This window comes from Streptococcus mitis, from assembly GCF_003942965.1.
Taxonomy (GTDB): Bacteria; Bacillota; Bacilli; order Lactobacillales; family Streptococcaceae; genus Streptococcus; species Streptococcus mitis_BH.
Genome location: NZ_RJOG01000029.1, coordinates 1 through 17,933, shown reverse-complemented (window position 1 = coordinate 17,933; position 17,933 = coordinate 1). Strand labels below are relative to the sequence as shown.

Below are 17,933 nucleotides of genomic sequence, written 5' to 3'. Positions count from 1 at the left end.
ATCGCATTCTATCAAGATGCTTTTGGTTTTAAAGAATTGCGTCGCAGAGATTTTCCAGACCATGCCTTCACGATTGTCTATCTAGGTCTTGAGGGTGACGACTATGAGTTGGAGTTGACTTATAACTACGATCATGGTCCTTATGTGGTTGGAGATGGATTTGCCCATATCGCCCTAAGTACACCTGATCTTGAGGCGCTTCATCAAGAGCATAGCACCAAAGGCTATGAAGTGACTGAGCCAAATGGCCTACCAGGAACTGCGCCTAACTATTACTTTGTCAAAGACCCTGATGGCTACAAGGTCGAAGTCATTCGTGAAAAATAATCTCGTGAGGTTAAGTAGAATGTTCGTTTTCTACTTGACTTTTTTTAGCTGAAAGAGTATACTAGTAAAAATTTAACCTTTAAGGGGAGTCCAGAGAGACTCACAAGGTGTCAGATAAAAGAATAGTACAATTTTCTAGAGGAGACTTTTTGAGTGTGCTCTCTTCTGTTGTACGATTTTAACTGAGGCCTTGCACTAGCAAGGTCTTTTCTTTATCTGGTCCCCTTAAAATTTAAGGAGGAAAAGTCATGAACCCCACATGTAAGAAACGTTTGGGTGCAATTCGTTTGGAAACCATGAAGGTGGTTGCACAGGAGGAAATCGCGCCAGCAATCTTTGAATTAGTCCTAGAAGGAGAAATGGTTGAAGCTATGCGAGCAGGCCAATTTCTTCATCTGCGTGTTCCCGATGATGCCCATCTCTTACGTCGTCCTATTTCAATTTCGTCTATTGATAAGGTAAACAAGCAGTGTCATCTCATTTATCGGATTGAGGGAGCTGGGACAGCTATTTTCTCAACCTTAAGTCAGGGAGATACTCTTGATGTGATGGGACCTCAGGGGAATGGTTTTGACTTATCTAATCTAGATGAGCAGAGCCAGGTACTCCTTGTTGGTGGTGGGATTGGTGTTCCGCCCTTGCTTGAAGTAGCCAAGGAATTGCATGCGCGTGGTGTGAAAGTAGTGACAGTTCTCGGTTTTGCTAATAAGGATGCTGTTATTCTCGAAAAGGAATTGGCTCAATATGGTCAGGTCTTTGTAACGACAGATGATGGTTCTTATGGTATTAAGGGAAATGTTTCTGTAGTCATCAAGGATTTAGACAGTCAGTTTGATGCTGTTTACTCATGTGGGGCTCCAGGAATGATGAAGTATATCAATCAAACCTTTTATGACCACCCAAGAGCCTATCTATCTTTGGAATCTCGTATGGCTTGTGGGATGGGGGCTTGCTATGCCTGTGTCCTAAAAGTGCCAGAAAACGAGACGGTCAGCCAACGCGTCTGTGAAGATGGCCCTGTTTTCTGCACAGGAACAGTTGTATTATAAGGAGAAAATCATGACTACAAATCGTTTACAAGTTTCTCTACCAGGCTTGGATTTGAAAAATCCGATTATTCCAGCATCAGGCTGTTTTGGTTTTGGACAAGAGTATGCCAAGTACTATGATTTAGACCTTTTAGGTTCTATTATGATTAAGGCGACAACCCTTGAAGCCCGTTTTGGCAATCCAACTCCAAGAGTGGCAGAGACACCCGCTGGTATGCTCAATGCAATTGGCTTGCAAAATCCGGGTTTGGAGGTTGTTTTGGCTGAAAAGCTACCTTGGCTGGAAAGAGAGTATCCAAATCTTCCTATTATCGCCAATGTAGCTGGTTTTTCAAAACAAGAGTATGCAGCTGTTTCTCATGGTATTTCCAAGGCAGCCAATGTAAAGGCTATTGAGCTCAATATTTCTTGTCCCAACGTAGATCACTGTAATCACGGACTTTTGATTGGTCAAGATCCAGATTTGGCTTATGATGTAGTAAAGGCAGCTGTAGAGGCATCAGATGTACCAGTTTATGTCAAATTAACCCCTAGTGTGACCGATATCGTTACTGTCGCAAAAGCTGCAGAAGATGCGGGAGCAAGTGGCTTAACCATGATCAATACTCTAGTTGGAATGCGCTTTGACCTCAAAACCAGAAAACCAATCTTGGCCAATGGAACAGGTGGAATGTCTGGTCCAGCAGTATTTCCAGTAGCCCTCAAACTCATCCGCCAAGTCGCCCAAACAACAGACCTGCCTATCATTGGAATGGGGGGAGTGGATTCGGCTGAAGCTGCCCTAGAAATGTATCTGGCTGGAGCATCTGCTATTGGAGTTGGAACAGCCAACTTTACCAATCCATATGCCTGTCCTGATATTATCGAAAATTTACCAAAGGTTATGGATAAATATGGTATCAGCAGTTTAGAAAATCTCCGCAAGGAAGTAAAAGAGTCTCTGAGGTAAATTGCAATCAATCTGTTCTTGATTGTTTTCAGACTGTTAAGGAAATAAGTTAAAAATCCTGATTTCAAGTAAAATCAGGATTTTTTCATGGATGCGATTTTTTCTGGGTCGGGTGTGACACGGAGGGTCTTTTGTCCTGTGTAAGTAACAAAACCGGGTTTTCCACCAGTTGGTTTATTGAGTTTTTTGACTTCAATCATATCTACCTGTACGAGATTTGACAGGCGACCTTGAGAGAAGTAAGCGGCCAGCTCTGCTGCGTCTGTTTTGACTTCATCGGATGGTTCAAGATTGCCTGAGATGACAACATGACTTCCAGGAATATCCTTGGCATGGAACCAAAGTTCCTCCTTGCGGGCCATTTTAAAGGTCAGCTCTTCATTTTGCAGGTTATTACGTCCAACATAGATAATAGTTTTACTATCACTAGCCAGATATTGCTCTGGTTTTTTGCGTTTCTGGATTTTTTCCCGTTGTCGTCTACGGATAAATCCTGTTTGAATCAATTCTTCACGAATTTCAGCGATTTCTTCTAGTCCAGCTTGGTTGAGAACAGTCTCTACACTTTCCAGATAGAGGATAGTTGACTTGGTTTCTTCGATCAGTTCAGTCAGGTATTTGACAGCTTCTTTGAGTTTCTGGTAGCGTTTGAAATAGCGTTGGGCATTCTGATTGGGAGTCAAGGCCTTATCAAGCACTATCGTGATCGGTTGGTTGGTGTAGTAGTTGTCCAGGATAACCTGGTCTTGGTCGTTAGGCACTTGATGGAGAAAGGTTGTTAGCAATTCTCCTTTTTGGCGAAATTCTTCAGCATTGTCTGTCGCCAGTAACTCTTTTTCCTGTTTTTTAAGTTTGTGGCGGTTTTTCTGAAGTTCGTTTTCAACACGGCGAATCAGTTCACTGGCTTGCTGTTTGACACGATCGCGCTCAGCCTTGTCCTTATAGTAGGTGTCTAGCAAATCAGAAAGACTGTCAAAAGGCTCTCCCATCTGATTTAAAAAAGGAACTGGACTGAAGGAAGTCTCAGTCAAGCATGGCTTGGTTTCTTGATTGAAAAAGTTTCGGAAAGTGGAAAGTTTTTCATTAACCAGTATCCTTTCCAATTCATTTGCCGTATCGCGTCCCAGACCTTGAAAGAGGCTTTGAAGATTTTTAGCTGTCATTTCCTGTGTTTGCAGGATTTCAAAGAGTTTCTCGTCCTTGATCGTAAAAGGATTGCGAGATTCCGTAATTGGCGGAGCGATATAGGTAGACCCAGGCAGCAAGGTGCGGTAGGTATTTTGTGAAAAACCGACGTGTTTAATGACTTCGAGGATTTTGTGGCTACTTTTATCAACCAGTAGAATATTACTGTGTTTCCCCATGATTTCGATAATCAAGGTAGCCTGAATATGGTCTCCAATCTCGTTTTTATTGGAAACTATAATTTCTACAATACGGTCATTTTCCACTTGCTCAATCGACTCAATCAGGGCACCCTGCAAATATTTTCTCAAAACCATGATAAAGGTAGAAGGTTGGGCAGGATTTTCAAAAGTCGTTTGGGTCAGCTGAATGCGTCCAAAAACAGGATGGGCAGAAAGGAGCAGGCGATGACTTTGGCGATTGCTACGGATTTGCAAGACCAACTCTTGTTCAAAAGGTTGATTGATTTTCTGAATGCGACCATTCACTAATTCTCTTCGCAATTCCTCAACCATGTGGTGTAAAAAAAATCCGTCAAATGACATCGTTCTCTCCTTGTGATTGTATTCCATAGTATTATATCAAAAAGGTAGAATAAAATCATGGAAATGTGGTATAATAAAGCCAAGTAAAGAGAAACGAGAAGCACATGTATATTGAAATGGTAGATGAAACTGGTCAAGTTTCAAAAGAAATGTTGCAACAAACCCAAGAGATTTTGGAATTTGCAGCCCAAAAATTAGGAAAAGAAGACAAGGAGATGGCAGTTACCTTTGTGACCAATGAGCGTAGTCATGAACTCAATCTGGAGTATCGTGACACCGACCGTCCGACAGATGTCATCAGCCTCGAGTATAAACCAGAGTTGGAAATTGCCTTTGACGAAGAAGATTTGCTTGAAAATCCAGAATTAGCAGAGATGATGTCTGAGTTTGATGCCTATATTGGGGAATTGTTCATCTCTATTGATAAGGCTCATGAGCAGGCCGAGGAATATGGCCACAGCTTTGAGCGTGAGATGGGCTTCTTGGCAGTACACGGCTTTTTACATATCAACGGCTATGATCACTACACTCCGGAAGAAGAAGCGGAGATGTTCGGTTTACAAGAAGAAATTTTGACAGCCTATGGACTCACAAGACAATAAACGAAAATGGAAAAATCGTGACCTGATATCCAGTTTAGAATTTGCCATCACAGGAATTTTTACTGCTATCAAGGAAGAACGCAATATGCGAAAACATGCAGTGACGGCTCTTGTAGTCATCCTTGCAGGTTTTGTTTTTCAGGTGTCACGAATCGAATGGCTCTTTCTCCTATTGAGCATTTTCTTGGTAGTAGCTTTTGAAATTATCAACTCTGCTATTGAAAATGTGGTAGATTTGGCCAGTCACTATCACTTTTCCATGCTGGCTAAAAATGCCAAGGATATGGCGGCTGGCGCGGTATTAGTGGTCTCTCTTTTCGCAGCCTTAACAGGCGCATTGATTTTTCTCCCACGAATCTGGGATTTATTATTTTAAATAGCAAGAGGAAATTATGACTTTTAAATCAGGCTTTGTAGCCATTTTAGGACGTCCCAATGTTGGGAAGTCAACTTTTTTAAATCATGTCATGGGGCAAAAGATTGCCATCATGAGTGACAAGGCGCAGACAACGCGCAACAAAATCATGGGAATTTACACGACTGATAAGGAGCAAATTGTCTTTATCGACACACCAGGGATTCACAAGCCTAAAACAGCTCTCGGAGATTTCATGGTTGAGTCTGCCTATAGTACCCTTCGCGAAGTGGACACCGTTCTTTTCATGGTACCTGCGGATGAAGCGCGTGGTAAGGGGGACGATATGATTATCGAGCGTCTTAAGGCTGCCAAGGTTCCTGTGATTTTGGTGGTGAATAAGATCGATAAGGTTCATCCAGACCAGCTTTTGTCTCAGATTGATGATTTCCGAAATCAGATGGACTTTAAGGAAATCGTTCCAATCTCAGCTCTTCAAGGGAATAACGTCTCTCGTCTTGTGGATATTTTGAGTGAAAATCTAGATGAAGGTTTCCAATATTTCCCGTCTGATCAAATCACAGACCATCCAGAGCGTTTCTTGGTTTCAGAAATGGTTCGCGAGAAAGTCTTGCACCTAACTCGTGAAGAGATTCCGCATTCTGTTGCAGTAGTAGTGGATTCTATGAAACGAGATGAAGAGACAGACAAGGTTCATATCCGTGCAACCATCATGGTCGAGCGCGATAGCCAAAAAGGGATTATCATCGGTAAAGGTGGCGCTATGCTTAAGAAAATTGGTAGCATGGCCCGTCGTGATATTGAACTCATGCTAGGAGACAAGGTCTTCCTAGAAACCTGGGTCAAGGTCAAGAAAAACTGGCGCGATAAAAAGCTAGATTTAGCTGACTTTGGCTATAATGAAAAAGAATACTAAGTAGAGGTGGGCTCATGCCTGCTTCTTGTTTTTACAGAAGGAGGACTTATGCCTGAATTACCTGAGGTTGAAACCGTTCGTCGTGGCTTAGAAAAATTGATTCTGGGTAAGAAGATTTCTAGCATTGATATTCGCTATCCCAAGATGATTAAGACGGATTTGGACGAGTTTCAAAAGGAAGTGCCTGGTCAGATTGTTGAGTCAATGGAACGTCGGGGCAAATATTTGATTTTCTACCTGACTGACAAGGTCTTGATTTCCCATTTGCGCATGGAGGGCAAGTATTTTTACTATCCAGACCAAGTACCTGAACGCAAGCATGCCCATGTTTTTTTTCAGTTTGAAGATGGTGGCACGCTTGTTTATGAGGATGTTCGCAAGTTTGGTACTATGGAACTCTTGGTTCCTGACCTTTTAGACGCTTACTTTATTTCTAAAAAATTAGGTCCTGAACCAAGCGAACAAGACTTTGATTTACAGATATTTAAAGCTGCTCTATCCAAATCTAAAAAGCCTATCAAATCTCACTTATTAGACCAAACCTTGGTAGCTGGCCTTGGCAATATCTATGCGGATGAGGTTCTCTGGCGAGCTCAGGTTCATCCGGCTAGACCTTCCCAGACTTTGACAGCAGCAGAAGCGACAGCTATTCATGACCAGACCATTGCTGTATTGGGACAGGCTGTTGAAAAAGGTGGATCAACCATTCGGACCTATACCAATGCCTTTGGGGAAGATGGAACCATGCAAGATTTTCATCAGGTCTATGACAAGGCTGGTCAAGAATGTTCTCGTTGTGGCACCATCATTGAGAAAATCCAACTAGGCGGACGAGGAACTCACTTTTGTCCTCAGTGCCAAAGGAGAGGCTGATGGGAAAAATCATTGGAATCACTGGGGGAATTGCCTCTGGTAAGTCAACTGTGACAAATTTTCTAAGAAAGCAAGGCTTTCAAGTAGTGGATGCCGACGCAGTCGTCCACCAACTACAGAAACCTGGTGGTCGTCTGTTTCAGGCTCTAGTCCAGCACTTTGGGCAAGAAATCATCCTTGAAAACGGAGAACTTAATCGCCCTCTCCTAGCTAGTCTTATCTTTTCAAATCCTGAAGAACGAGAATGGTCTAAGCAAATCCAAGGAAAGATTATCCGTGAGGAACTAGCTACGTTGAGAGACCAGTTGGCTCAGACAGAAGAGATTTTCTTCATGGATATTCCCCTACTTTTTGAGCAGGACTACGTCTCTTGGTTTGATGAGACTTGGTTGGTCTATGTGAACCGAGATGTCCAAGTAGAACGCTTAATGAAAAGGGACCACTTGTCCAAAGATGAAGCCGAGTCTCGTCTGGCAGCCCAGTGGCCTTTAGAGAAAAAGAAAGATTTGGCCAGCCATGTTTTAAACAACAATGGAAATCAAGACCAGCTTCTTACTCAGGTGTTCTCCCTGATTGAGGGAGGTAGGCAAGATGACAGAGATTAACTGGAAGGATAATCTGCGCATTGCCTGGTTTGGTAATTTTCTGACAGGAGCCAGTATTTCCTTAGTTGTGCCTTTTATGCCCATCTTTGTGGAAAATCTAGGTGTAGGGAGTGAGCAAGTCGCTTTTTATGCAGGCTTAGCTATTTCTGTCTCTGCTATTTCTGCGTCGCTCTTTTCTCCTATCTGGGGTATTCTTGCTGACAAATACGGTCGAAAACCCATGATGATTCGAGCAGGCATGGCCATGACCATTACTATGGGGGGATTGGCTTTTGTACCAAATATCTATTGGTTAATCTTTCTTCGTTTATTAAACGGTATATTTGCAGGATTTGTTCCTAATGCCACAGCCTTGATAGCAAGTCAGGTTCCCAAGGAGAAATCAGGCTCTGCCTTAGGTACTTTGTCTACAGGCGTAGTTGCAGGTACTCTAACTGGTCCCTTTATTGGTGGCTTTATCGCAGAATTATTTGGAATTCGTACTGTTTTCTTACTGGTTGGTAGTTTTCTGTTCTTAGCCGCTGTTTTGACTATTTGCTTTATCAAGGAAGATTTTCAACCAGTAGCCAAGGAAAAGGCCATCCCAACAAAGGAATTATTTACATCAGTTAAATATCCCTATCTTTTGGTCAACCTCTTTCTGACCAGTTTTGTCATCCAATTTTCAGCCCAATCAATCGGCCCTATCTTAGCTCTGTATGTACGCGACTTAGGCCAGACAGAGAATCTTCTTTTTGTATCTGGTTTGATTGTATCCAGTATGGGATTTTCCAGTATGATGAGTGCAGGAGTCATGGGAAAGCTAGGTGACAAGGTGGGCAACCATCGCCTCTTGGTTGTAGCCCAGTTTTATTCAGTCATCATCTATCTCCTCTGTGCCAATGCCTCTAGCCCCCTTCAACTAGGCCTTTATCGTTTCCTCTTTGGCCTGGGAACCGGTGCGCTGATACCTGGGGTCAATGCGCTACTCAGCAAAATGACTCCCAAATCTGGTATTTCGAGGGTCTTTGCCTTTAATCAGGTATTCTTTTATCTGGGGGGTGTCGTTGGGCCTATGGCAGGTTCTGCAGTAGCAGGTCAATTTGGCTACCATGCAGTCTTTTATGCGACAAGCCTTTGTGTTGCCTTTAGTTGTCTCTTTAACCTTCTTCAATTTCGAACATTATTAAAAGTAAAGGAAATCTAGTGCGAGTAAAAATTAATCTCAAATGCTCCTCTTGTGGCAGTATCAATTACCTAACCAGTAAAAATTCAAAAACCCATCCAGACAAGATTGAGGTTTTAAAGTATTGTCCCAAGGAAAGAAAAGTAACCCTACATCTTGAATCTAAGTAGATTTTATGGTAAAATAATAGGGATTTTAAGGAGTTTGATATGTATAACCTATTATTAACCATTTTATTAGTATTATCTGTTGTGATTGTGATTGCAATTTTCATGCAACCAACCAAAAACCAATCCAGCAATGTATTTGATGCCAGCTCAGGTGATTTGTTTGAACGCAGTAAAGCACGCGGTTTTGAAGCTGTAATGCAGCGTTTGACAGGGATTTTAGTCTTTTTCTGGCTGGCCATTGCCTTAGCATTGACGGTATTATCAAGTAGATAAGAAAATAATGGGCAGGACTAGGTCTTTGCCTCTTTTTATTTTTAAAAGATATTTGAGAAGGTTTTACAGTAAAAGAAAATAAAAAATCTAGAAAGAAAATATGAAAGATAGAATAAAAGAATATTTACAAGACAAGGGAAAGGTAACTGTCAATGACTTGGCTCAGGCTTTGGAAAAAGACGGTTCCAAGGATTTTCGTGAGTTGATTAAAACCTTGTCCCTAATGGAAAGAAAGCACCAGATTCGCTTTGAAGAAGATGGAACTTTGACTTTGGAAGTCAAGAAAAAACATGAGATTACTCTCAAGGGGGTTTTTCATGCCCATAAAAATGGCTTTGGCTTTGTTAGTCTGGAAGGCGAGGAGGACGACCTTTTTGTAGGGAAAAATGATGTCAACTATGCTATTGATGGTGATGCCGTTGAGGTCGTCATCAAAAAAGTCGCTGACCGCAACAAGGGAATAGCTGCCGAAGCAAAAATTATTGATATCTTAGAACACAGTTTGACAACCGTTGTCGGTCAAATCGTTCTAGATCAGGAAAAGCCTAAGTATGCAGGCTACATCCGTTCGAAAAACCAGAAAATCAGCCAACCGATCTATGTTAAGAAACCAGCCCTTAAACTAGAGGGAACAGAAGTTCTCAAGGTCTTTATCGATAAATACCCAAGCAAGAAACATGATTTCTTTGTCGCTAGTGTCCTCGATGTGGTGGGTCATTCAACGGATGTCGGAATTGATGTTCTTGAGGTTTTGGAATCAATGGACATTGTATCCGAGTTTCCTGAAGCTGTTATCAAGGAAGCAGAAAGTGTGCCTGATGTTCCGTCTCAAAAAGATATGGAAGGTCGTCTGGATTTGAGAGATGAGATTACCTTTACCATTGACGGTGCGGATGCCAAGGACTTGGACGATGCGGTGCATATCAAGGCCTTGAAAAATGGAAATCTGGAGCTTGGTGTTCATATCGCAGATGTTTCCTACTATGTGACTGAGGGTTCTGCCCTTGACAAGGAAGCCCTTAACCGCGCGACTTCTGTCTATGTGACAGACCGAGTGGTGCCAATGCTTCCAGAACGACTGTCAAATGGTATCTGTTCCCTCAATCCTCAAGTTGACCGTCTGACCCAATCTGCCATTATGGAGATTGATAAGCATGGCCGTGTGGTCAACTATACTATCACACAAACGGTTATCAAGACAAGTTTTCGTATGACCTATAGCGATGTCAATGATATCCTAGCTGGCGACGAGGAAAAGAGACAAGAGTATCAGAAAATTGTTCCAAGTATCGAGCTTATGGCCAAGCTTCATGAAAGGCTAGAAAACATGCGTGTGAAACGTGGTGCCCTCAATTTCGACACCAATGAAGCTAAGATTTTAGTGGATAAACAAGGTAAGCCTGTTGATATTGTTCTTCGTCAGCGTGGTATTGCCGAGCGCATGATTGAGTCTTTTATGTTGATGGCCAATGAAACAGTTGCCGAGCATTTCAGCAAGTTGGATTTGCCTTTCATCTATCGAATTCACGAAGAGCCAAAGGCTGAAAAGGTTCAGAAGTTTATTGATTATGCTTCAAGTTTTGGCTTGCGCATTTATGGGACTGCCAGTGAGATTAGCCAGGAGGCACTTCAAGACATCATGCGTACTGTTGAGGGAGAACCTTATGCGGATGTATTGTCCATGATGCTTCTCCGTTCCATGCAGCAGGCTCGCTATTCAGAGCACAATCATGGCCACTATGGACTTGCTGCCGACTATTACACTCACTTTACCAGCCCAATTCGTCGTTATCCAGACCTTCTTGTTCACCGTATGATTCGTGACTATGGTCGTTCTAAGGAAATAGCCGAGCATTTTGAGCAAGTGATTCCAGAGATTGCGACCCAGTCTTCCAACCGTGAGCGTCGTGCCATCGAGGCAGAACGTGAGGTCGAAGCTATGAAAAAGGCTGAGTACATGGAAGAATACGTTGGTGAAGAGTATGATGCGGTTGTGTCCAGTATCGTCAAATTTGGTCTCTTTGTTGAATTGCCAAACACGGTTGAAGGCTTGATTCACATCACTAATTTACCTGAATTTTATCATTTCAATGAGCGTGATTTGACCCTGCGTGGGGAGAAATCGGGTATAACCTTCCGTGTAGGTCAGCAAATCCGTATCCGAGTTGAAAGAGCCGACAAGATGACGGGTGAAATTGACTTCTCTTACATCCCAAGTGAGTTTGATGTGATTGAAAAAGGCTTGAAACAAGCTGGTCGCAAAGACAGAGGGCGTGGTTCAAATCGTCGTTCAGAGAAGAAGGAAGACAAGAGAAAATCAGGACGCTCAAATGATAAACGTAAGCATTCACAAAAAGACAAGAAGAAAAAAGGAAAGAAACCTTTTTATAAGGAAGTAGCTAAGAAAGGAGCCAAACATGGCAAAGGGCGAGGGAAAGGTCGTCGCACAAAATAAAAAGGCGCGTCACGACTATACAATCGTAGATACGCTAGAGGCAGGGATGGTCCTGACTGGAACTGAAATCAAGAGTGTGCGAGCAGCTCGAATCAATCTCAAGGATGGCTTTGCCCAAGTAAAAAATGGAGAAGTCTGGTTGAGCAATGTTCATATCGCTCCTTACGAAGAGGGCAATATCTGGAACCAGGAACCAGAACGTCGTCGCAAACTCCTGCTCCATAAGAAGCAAATCCAAAAGTTGGAACAAGAGACTAAAGGGACAGGAATGACTCTGGTTCCCCTTAAAGTCTATATCAAAGATGGCTATGCCAAGCTTCTTTTAGGACTTGCCAAAGGGAAGCATGACTATGACAAACGGGAGTCTATCAAACGTCGTGAGCAGAATCGCGATATTGCGCGCGTGATGAAAGCTGTTAATCAGCGATAAAAAGAGGAATGAAGATGGAAAAACTAGTTGCCTATAAACGCATGCCTTTGTGGACTAAAGAGACCATGCCAGAGGCTGTTCAGCAAAAGCACAATACCAAGGTTGGGACTTGGGGGAAAATTACTGTCTTGAAGGGAGCTCTCAAGTTTATTGAATTGACAGAAGATGGTGAGGTTTTAGCTGAGCACCTCTTTGAAGCAGGAGCCGACAATCCCATGGCACAACCACAAGCCTGGCACCGAGTAGAGGCTGCTACAGACGATGTGGAATGGTATTTGGAGTTTTATTGTAAACCTGAGGATTATTTTCCTAAGAAATACAATACCAATCCTGTTCATTCAGAGGTCCTAGAGGCAATGCAGACAGTAAAACCAGGGAAAGCCTTGGACTTGGGCTGTGGTCAAGGTCGTAATGCACTCTTTCTAGCCCAGCAAGGTTTTGATGTGACAGCTGTAGATCAAAATGAACTGGCCCTTGAAATCTTGCAAAGCATTGTTGAGCAGGAAGACCTAGATATGCCTGTTGGTCTTTACGATATCAATTCAGCTAGCATTGGGCAAGTGTATGATTTCATCGTATCGACAGTTGTTTTGATGTTTTTGCAAGCAGACTGCATTCCTGCAATTATCAAAAATATGCAGGAGCATACCACGGTCGGTGGTTATAATCTTATCGTTTGTGCCATGGATACGGAAGATTACCCTTGCTCTGTGAACTTCCCATTTACCTTTAAAGAAGGGGAATTGGCAGACTATTACAAGGAATGGGAATTGGTTAAGTACAATGAAAATCCAGGCCATTTGCACCGTCGCGACGAGAATGGCAATCGTATTCAACTACGCTTTGCGACCATGCTAGCTAAAAAAATCAAATAAACATGAATGAAGATTAGGAAATTTCCTGATCTTTTTCTTTTTTACGAATAATATAGAAAAGGAGAGAAATCATGTTTGTTGCGAGAGATGCTAGGGGAGAATTGGTAAATGTGTTAGAGGATAAACTTGAGAAGCAAGCATACACCTGCCCAGCTTGTGGAGGCCAGCTCCGTTTGCGTCAAGGATCAAGTGTACGGACCCATTTTGCCCACAAATCCCTAAAAGACTGTGATTTTTCATTTGAAAATGAAAGCCCAGAACACTTGGCAAATAAGGAAGTCCTCTATCAGTGGTTGAAAAAAGAGGCAGAGGTACAATTAGAATACCCTCTTCCAGAGCTTAAACAGATTGCGGATGTATTTGTAAATGGAAATCTAGCTCTAGAAGTTCAGTGTAGTCCCTTGCCTCAGAAAGTTCTTAAAGAGCGTAGTGAGGGCTATCGTAGTCAGGGTTACCAAGTACTGTGGTTGCTGGGTCAAAAACTGTGGCTCAAGGAGCGGTTGACTCGTCTGCAACAAGGGTTTCTCTATTTCAGTCAAAATATGGGCTTTTATATTTGGGAATTAGACAAGGAAAAACAAGTTTTAAGACTCAAATACCTGATTCACCAAGATCTTCGCGGGAAACTCCATTATCAGATTAAGGAATTTCCCTATGGTCACGGTAGTCTACTGGAGATATTACGTCTTCCCTATAAGAAACAAAAAATATCGCATTTTACCGTTTCCCAGGACAAGGACATCTGTCGCTATATCCGGCAACAACTGTATTATCAAAATCCTTTTTGGATGAAAGAACAAGCAGAAGCATATCAAAAGGGAGAAAATCTCCTGACTTATGGACTAAAAGAATGGTATCCACAAATTCGACCACTAGTAGGTGATTTTTGCCAAATTGAGCAAGATTTGATTCGCTATTATCAGTATTTTCAAACCTATTATCAACAAAATCCTCAAAATGATTGGCAAAAGCTTTATCCACCAGCCTTTTATCAGCAATATTTCTTGAAAAATATGGTAAAATAGAAAGGATGGAGGAATCTAATGGTATTACAAAGAAATGAAATAAATGAAAAAGATACATGGGATCTATCAACAATTTACCCAACTGACCAGGCTTGGGAAGAAGCCTTAAAAGATTTAACAGAACAATTGGAGAAAGTAGCCCAGTATGAAGGTCATCTCTTGGATAGTGCGGATAGCCTACTAGAAATTACTGAATTTTCTCTTGAAATGGAACGCCAAATGGAGAAGCTTTACGTTTATGCTCATATGAAAAATGACCAGGACACACGTGAAGCCAAGTACCAAGAGTACTATGCCAAGGCAATGACTCTCTACAGCCAGCTAGACCAAGCTTTTTCATTCTATGAACCTGAATTTATGGAAATCAGCGAAAAGCAGTATGCTGACTTTTTAGAAGCTCAACCAAAATTGCAGGTTTATCAACACTATTTTGACAAGCTTTTGCAAGGCAAGGAACACGTTCTTTCACAACGTGAAGAAGAATTATTAGCTGGAGCTGGGGAAATCTTTGGTTCGGCAAGTGAAACCTTCGCTATCTTGGACAATGCGGATATTGTGTTCCCTTATGTCCTCGACGATGATGGTAAGGAAGTGCAGCTCTCTCATGGGACTTACACACGTCTGATGGAGTCTAAAAATCGTGAGGTGCGTCGTGGTGCTTATCAAGCTCTTTATGCAACTTATGAGCAATTCCAACATACTTATGCTAAAACCTTACAAACAAATGTTAAAGTTCAAAACTATCGTGCAAAAGTTCGCAACTACAAGAGTGCTCGTCATGCAGCCCTTGCAGCAAATTTTGTTCCAGAAAGTGTTTATGACAATTTGGTAGCAGCAGTTCGCAAGCATTTGCCCCTCTTGCATCGTTACCTTGAGCTTCGTTCAAAGATTTTGGGGATTTCAGACCTCAAGATGTACGATGTCTACACACCGCTTTCATCTGTTGAGTATAGTTTTACCTACCAAGAAGCCTTGAAAAAAGCAGAAGATGCCTTGGCGGTCTTGGGTGAGGATTACTTGAGCCGTGTTAAACGTGCCTTCAGGGAGCGTTGGATTGATGTTTACGAAAATCAGGGCAAGCGTTCAGGTGCCTACTCTGGTGGCTCTTACGATACCAATGCCTTCATGCTTCTTAACTGGCAGGACAATCTAGACAATCTTTTTACCCTTGTTCATGAAACAGGTCATAGTATGCATTCCAGCTATACTCGTGAAACGCAGCCTTATGTTTACGGAGATTATTCTATCTTCTTGGCTGAGATTGCATCAACTACCAATGAAAATATCTTGACGGAGAAATTATTGGAAGAAGTGGAAGATGATGCAACGCGCTTTGCTATTCTCAATAACTTCCTAGACGGTTTCCGTGGAACAGTTTTCCGCCAAACTCAATTTGCTGAGTTTGAACACGCGATCCACCAAGCAGACCAAAACGGGGAGGTCTTGACAAGCGATTTCCTAAATAAACTCTACGCAGACTTGAACCAAGAGTATTATGGTTTGAGTAAGGAAGACAATCCTGAAATCCAATACGAATGGGCACGTATTCCACACTTCTACTATAACTACTATGTATACCAATATTCAACAGGTTTTGCAGCAGCTTCAGCTTTGGCTGAAAAGATTGTCCATGGTAGTCAAGAAGACCGTGACCGTTATATCGACTACCTCAAGGCAGGTAAGTCTGACTATCCACTTAATGTCATGACAAAAGCTGGTGTTGATATGGAGAAGGAAGATTACCTAAACGATGCCTTTGCTGTCTTCGAACGTCGTTTGAATGAGTTTGAAGCCCTTGTTGAAAAATTGGGATTGGCATAAGATGGTTGAATCGTATAGTAAAAATGCCAACCATAACATGCGTCGCCCTGTCGTCAAGGAAGAAATTGTAGACTTGATGCGTCAGCGCCAAAAGCAAGTCACAGGATCTTTGAAAGAATTGGAAGACTTTGCCCGTAAGGAAAATATTCCCATTATTCCCCATGAAACGGTTGCTTATTTCCGTTTTCTCATGGAAACCATACAACCTAAAAACATTCTGGAAATTGGGACGGCTATCGGTTTTTCAGCCCTCTTGATGGCGGAACATGTTCCAAAGGCAAAGATTACAACCATTGACCGCAATCCAGAGATGATTGGATTTGCCAAGGAAAATTTCGCCCAGTTTGACAGTCGCAAGCAAATTACGCTCCTAGAAGGAGATGCGGTAGATGTCTTATCTACCTTGACAGAGTCCTATGATTTCGTCTTTATGGATTCAGCCAAGTCTAAATACATCGTTTTTCTGCCAGAAATCCTCAAACATTTGGATGTTGGAGGTGTGGTTGTCTTGGATGATATTTTCCAAGGTGGTGATGTTGCCAAGGACATTATGGAAGTTCGTCGAGGTCAGCGAACTATTTACAGAGGACTTCAAAGACTATTTGATGCAACCTTAGACAATTCAGGACTCACCGCAACATTAGTACCTCTGGGGGACGGCATTCTCATGCTTCGTAAAAATGTAGCAGATGTTCAATTGACTGACAGCGAATGATTTTCAGAAAAATTTAAGAAAATATAGTAAAATAGATAGGGTAACACTTATCTCAAAGGAGTAGACATGAAGAAAAAACTATTGGCAGGTGCCATTACACTATTATCAGTAGCAACTTTAGCAGCTTGTTCGAAAGGTTCAGAAGGTGCAGACCTTATCAGCATGAAAGGGGATGTCATCACAGAACATCAATTTTATGAGCAAGTGAAGAGCAATCCTTCAGCTCAACAAGTTTTGTTAAATTTGACCATCCAGAAAGTATTTGAGAAACAATATGGCTCAGAAGTAGATGACAAAGAAATCGATGATATCATTTCTGGAGAAGAAAAACAATATGGTGAGAATTACCAACGTGTCTTATCACAATCAGGTATGACTCTTGAAACACGTAAAGCACAAATTCGTACAAGTAAATTAGTTGAATTTGCAGTTAAAAAGGCTGCAGAAGCTGAATTAACTGATGAAGCGTATAAGAAAGCATTTGAGAATTATACTCCGGACGTAACTGCTCAAATTATTCGTTTTGATAATGAAGATAAGGCTAAAGAAATTCTTGAAAAAGCTAAGGCTAGTGATGCAGACTTTGCTCAATTAGCTAAAGATAACTCAACTGATGAGAAAACCAAAGCGAATGGTGGTGAAATCACTTTTGATTCAGCTTCAACAGAAGTACCAGATCAAGTTAAGAAAGCAGCTTTTGCCTTGGATGTTAACGGCATTTCTGATGTCATTACAGCTACTGGTACTCAAGCATACAGCAGTCAATATTACATTGTAAAACTCATTAAGAAAACAGAAAAGTCATCTAATATCGATGACTACAAAGAAAAATTGAAAACTGTTATCTTGACTCAAAAACAAAATGATGCATCATTTGTTCAAAGTATTGTCGGAAAAGAATTGCAAGCAGCCAATATCAAGGTTAAAGACCAAGCCTTCCAAAATATCTTTACCCAATATATCGGTGGTGGCGATTCAAGCTCAAGTAGTTCTTCAAAANAATAAAACAGAAAAGAGCCAAGTGCTCTTTTTCTTATGAGAAAATCTTCTATCTTAAGGGTAAGAGTTTTTTTCTTTCGGAAAAAATGGTATAATAGCAATCAAAACTAGAAAATAAACGGAATTTAGAGATAAGTAGGTCTCTATCCGTATTAGAGTGAGAGATATGAAAATTAGCAAAAGGCATCTGTTAAACTTTTCCATCCTGATTCCTTACTTACTGTTATCGATTCTGGGCTTAATAGTTGTTTATTCGACTACTAGTGCTACATTAATTCAAGAAGGCAAAAGTGCCTTGCAATTGGTTCGGAACCAAGGTTTTTTTTGGATACTTAGTTTAATATTAATTGTCGTCATCTATAAATTTAAATTAGATCTTTTAAGAAATGATAGCCTGATTAGGCTAGTTATATTTGTTGAAATGATTCTATTAGTTTTAGCTCGTCTAGTTGGGATACGAGTTAATGGAGCTTATGGATGGATTTCTGTAGGACCATTAACGATTCAACCTGCTGAGTACTTAAAAATTATTATCATTTGGTATTTAGCTAATTATTTTTCTAAACAGCAAGAAGCTA

Annotated in this window: 20 protein-coding genes; 19 read left to right on the top strand and 1 reads right to left on the bottom strand. The window is 41.5% G+C overall.

Features of this window, described 5'->3' with window-relative positions:
- The 3 genes from D8837_RS08130 to D8837_RS08120 all read left to right on the top strand — a co-directional run.
- Window positions 1-327, top strand: a 327-nt coding sequence (locus tag D8837_RS08130) for a VOC family protein (RefSeq protein ID WP_125456736.1), incomplete at its 5' end; no start/stop codon positions are given.
- A 248-nt stretch (window positions 328-575) separates the two neighbouring features.
- The gene (locus D8837_RS08125) at window positions 576-1,376 is read left to right on the top strand and encodes a dihydroorotate dehydrogenase electron transfer subunit (RefSeq protein WP_125456735.1); all 801 of its coding nucleotides are present in this window, start codon (window positions 576-578) and stop codon (window positions 1,374-1,376) included.
- The gene (locus D8837_RS08120) at window positions 1,339-2,325 is read left to right on the top strand and encodes a dihydroorotate dehydrogenase (protein ID WP_185755694.1); all 987 of its coding nucleotides are present in this window, start codon (window positions 1,339-1,341) and stop codon (window positions 2,323-2,325) included. The genes D8837_RS08125 and D8837_RS08120 overlap by 38 nt, the downstream gene beginning before the upstream one ends.
- 74 nt (window positions 2,326-2,399) lie before the next feature.
- Here the strand turns inward: D8837_RS08120 and pavA are convergent, their stop codons facing one another.
- Window positions 2,400-4,055, bottom strand: a complete 1,656-nt coding sequence (gene pavA, locus D8837_RS08115) for an Rqc2 family fibronectin-binding protein PavA (protein ID WP_125456733.1) — start codon at window positions 4,053-4,055, stop codon at window positions 2,400-2,402.
- 104 nt (window positions 4,056-4,159) lie between these two features.
- On the opposite strand from pavA, the gene ybeY reads away from it, so the two are divergent.
- From ybeY to D8837_RS08035, 16 genes are all read left to right on the top strand, one after another.
- On the top strand, window positions 4,160-4,657 hold the full coding sequence (gene ybeY, locus D8837_RS08110) for an rRNA maturation RNase YbeY (protein WP_000275156.1): 498 nt from the start codon (window positions 4,160-4,162) through the stop codon (window positions 4,655-4,657).
- Window positions 4,638-5,033 (top strand): diacylglycerol kinase family protein, encoded by a 396-nt coding sequence (locus tag D8837_RS08105; protein WP_000378157.1) that lies wholly within the window; start codon window positions 4,638-4,640, stop codon window positions 5,031-5,033. The genes ybeY and D8837_RS08105 overlap by 20 nt, the downstream gene beginning before the upstream one ends.
- Before the next feature lie 16 nt (window positions 5,034-5,049).
- Window positions 5,050-5,949: a GTPase Era gene (gene era, locus D8837_RS08100; RefSeq protein WP_000143264.1), complete on the top strand. Its 900-nt coding sequence runs from the start codon at window positions 5,050-5,052 to the stop codon at window positions 5,947-5,949.
- Window positions 5,950-5,997: 48 nt separating this feature from the next.
- The gene (gene mutM / locus D8837_RS08095) at window positions 5,998-6,822 is read left to right on the top strand and encodes a DNA-formamidopyrimidine glycosylase (RefSeq protein WP_125456732.1); all 825 of its coding nucleotides are present in this window, start codon (window positions 5,998-6,000) and stop codon (window positions 6,820-6,822) included.
- Window positions 6,822-7,427, top strand: a complete 606-nt coding sequence (coaE, locus tag D8837_RS08090; RefSeq protein WP_004259526.1) for a dephospho-CoA kinase — start codon at window positions 6,822-6,824, stop codon at window positions 7,425-7,427. Before mutM ends, coaE begins: the two co-directional genes overlap by 1 nt.
- Window positions 7,414-8,613, top strand: coding sequence for a multidrug efflux MFS transporter (locus D8837_RS08085; protein ID WP_125456731.1), 1,200 nt, complete (start codon window positions 7,414-7,416; stop codon window positions 8,611-8,613). Before coaE ends, D8837_RS08085 begins: the two co-directional genes overlap by 14 nt.
- On the top strand, window positions 8,613-8,762 hold the full coding sequence (gene rpmG, locus D8837_RS08080; RefSeq protein ID WP_001809104.1) for a 50S ribosomal protein L33: 150 nt from the start codon (window positions 8,613-8,615) through the stop codon (window positions 8,760-8,762). Before D8837_RS08085 ends, rpmG begins: the two co-directional genes overlap by 1 nt.
- Before the next feature lie 39 nt (window positions 8,763-8,801).
- A complete protein-coding gene (gene secG, locus D8837_RS08075; RefSeq protein WP_000282517.1) occupies window positions 8,802-9,035 on the top strand; it encodes a preprotein translocase subunit SecG in 234 nt (77 codons plus the stop codon).
- Window positions 9,036-9,135: 100 nt separating this feature from the next.
- Window positions 9,136-11,490, top strand: coding sequence for a ribonuclease R (gene rnr, locus D8837_RS08070; RefSeq protein WP_049488729.1), 2,355 nt, complete (start codon window positions 9,136-9,138; stop codon window positions 11,488-11,490).
- Window positions 11,453-11,920, top strand: a complete 468-nt coding sequence (gene smpB, locus D8837_RS08065; protein WP_001051750.1) for an SsrA-binding protein SmpB — start codon at window positions 11,453-11,455, stop codon at window positions 11,918-11,920. Before rnr ends, smpB begins: the two co-directional genes overlap by 38 nt.
- 14 nt (window positions 11,921-11,934) lie before the next feature.
- Window positions 11,935-12,795, top strand: a complete 861-nt coding sequence (gene tehB, locus D8837_RS08060; RefSeq protein ID WP_125456730.1) for an SAM-dependent methyltransferase TehB — start codon at window positions 11,935-11,937, stop codon at window positions 12,793-12,795.
- A gap of 71 nt (window positions 12,796-12,866) precedes the next feature.
- Complete coding sequence (locus D8837_RS08055) at window positions 12,867-13,820, top strand: competence protein CoiA (RefSeq protein WP_125456729.1); 954 nt, start codon at window positions 12,867-12,869, stop codon at window positions 13,818-13,820.
- Window positions 13,821-13,838: 18 nt separating this feature from the next.
- A complete protein-coding gene (gene pepF / locus D8837_RS08050; protein WP_125456728.1) occupies window positions 13,839-15,641 on the top strand; it encodes an oligoendopeptidase F in 1,803 nt (600 codons plus the stop codon).
- 1 nt (window position 15,642) lies between these two features.
- The gene (locus D8837_RS08045; RefSeq protein WP_125456737.1) at window positions 15,643-16,356 is read left to right on the top strand and encodes an O-methyltransferase; all 714 of its coding nucleotides are present in this window, start codon (window positions 15,643-15,645) and stop codon (window positions 16,354-16,356) included.
- A gap of 66 nt (window positions 16,357-16,422) precedes the next feature.
- Entirely contained in the window at window positions 16,423-17,361 is a 939-nt protein-coding gene (gene prsA, locus D8837_RS08040) for a peptidylprolyl isomerase PrsA (RefSeq protein WP_125456727.1), read from the top strand.
- Between the two features lie 160 nt (window positions 17,362-17,521).
- Window positions 17,522-17,933 (top strand): FtsW/RodA/SpoVE family cell cycle protein (locus D8837_RS08035; protein ID WP_142998999.1); only part of this gene is annotated, 412 nt, incomplete at its 3' end.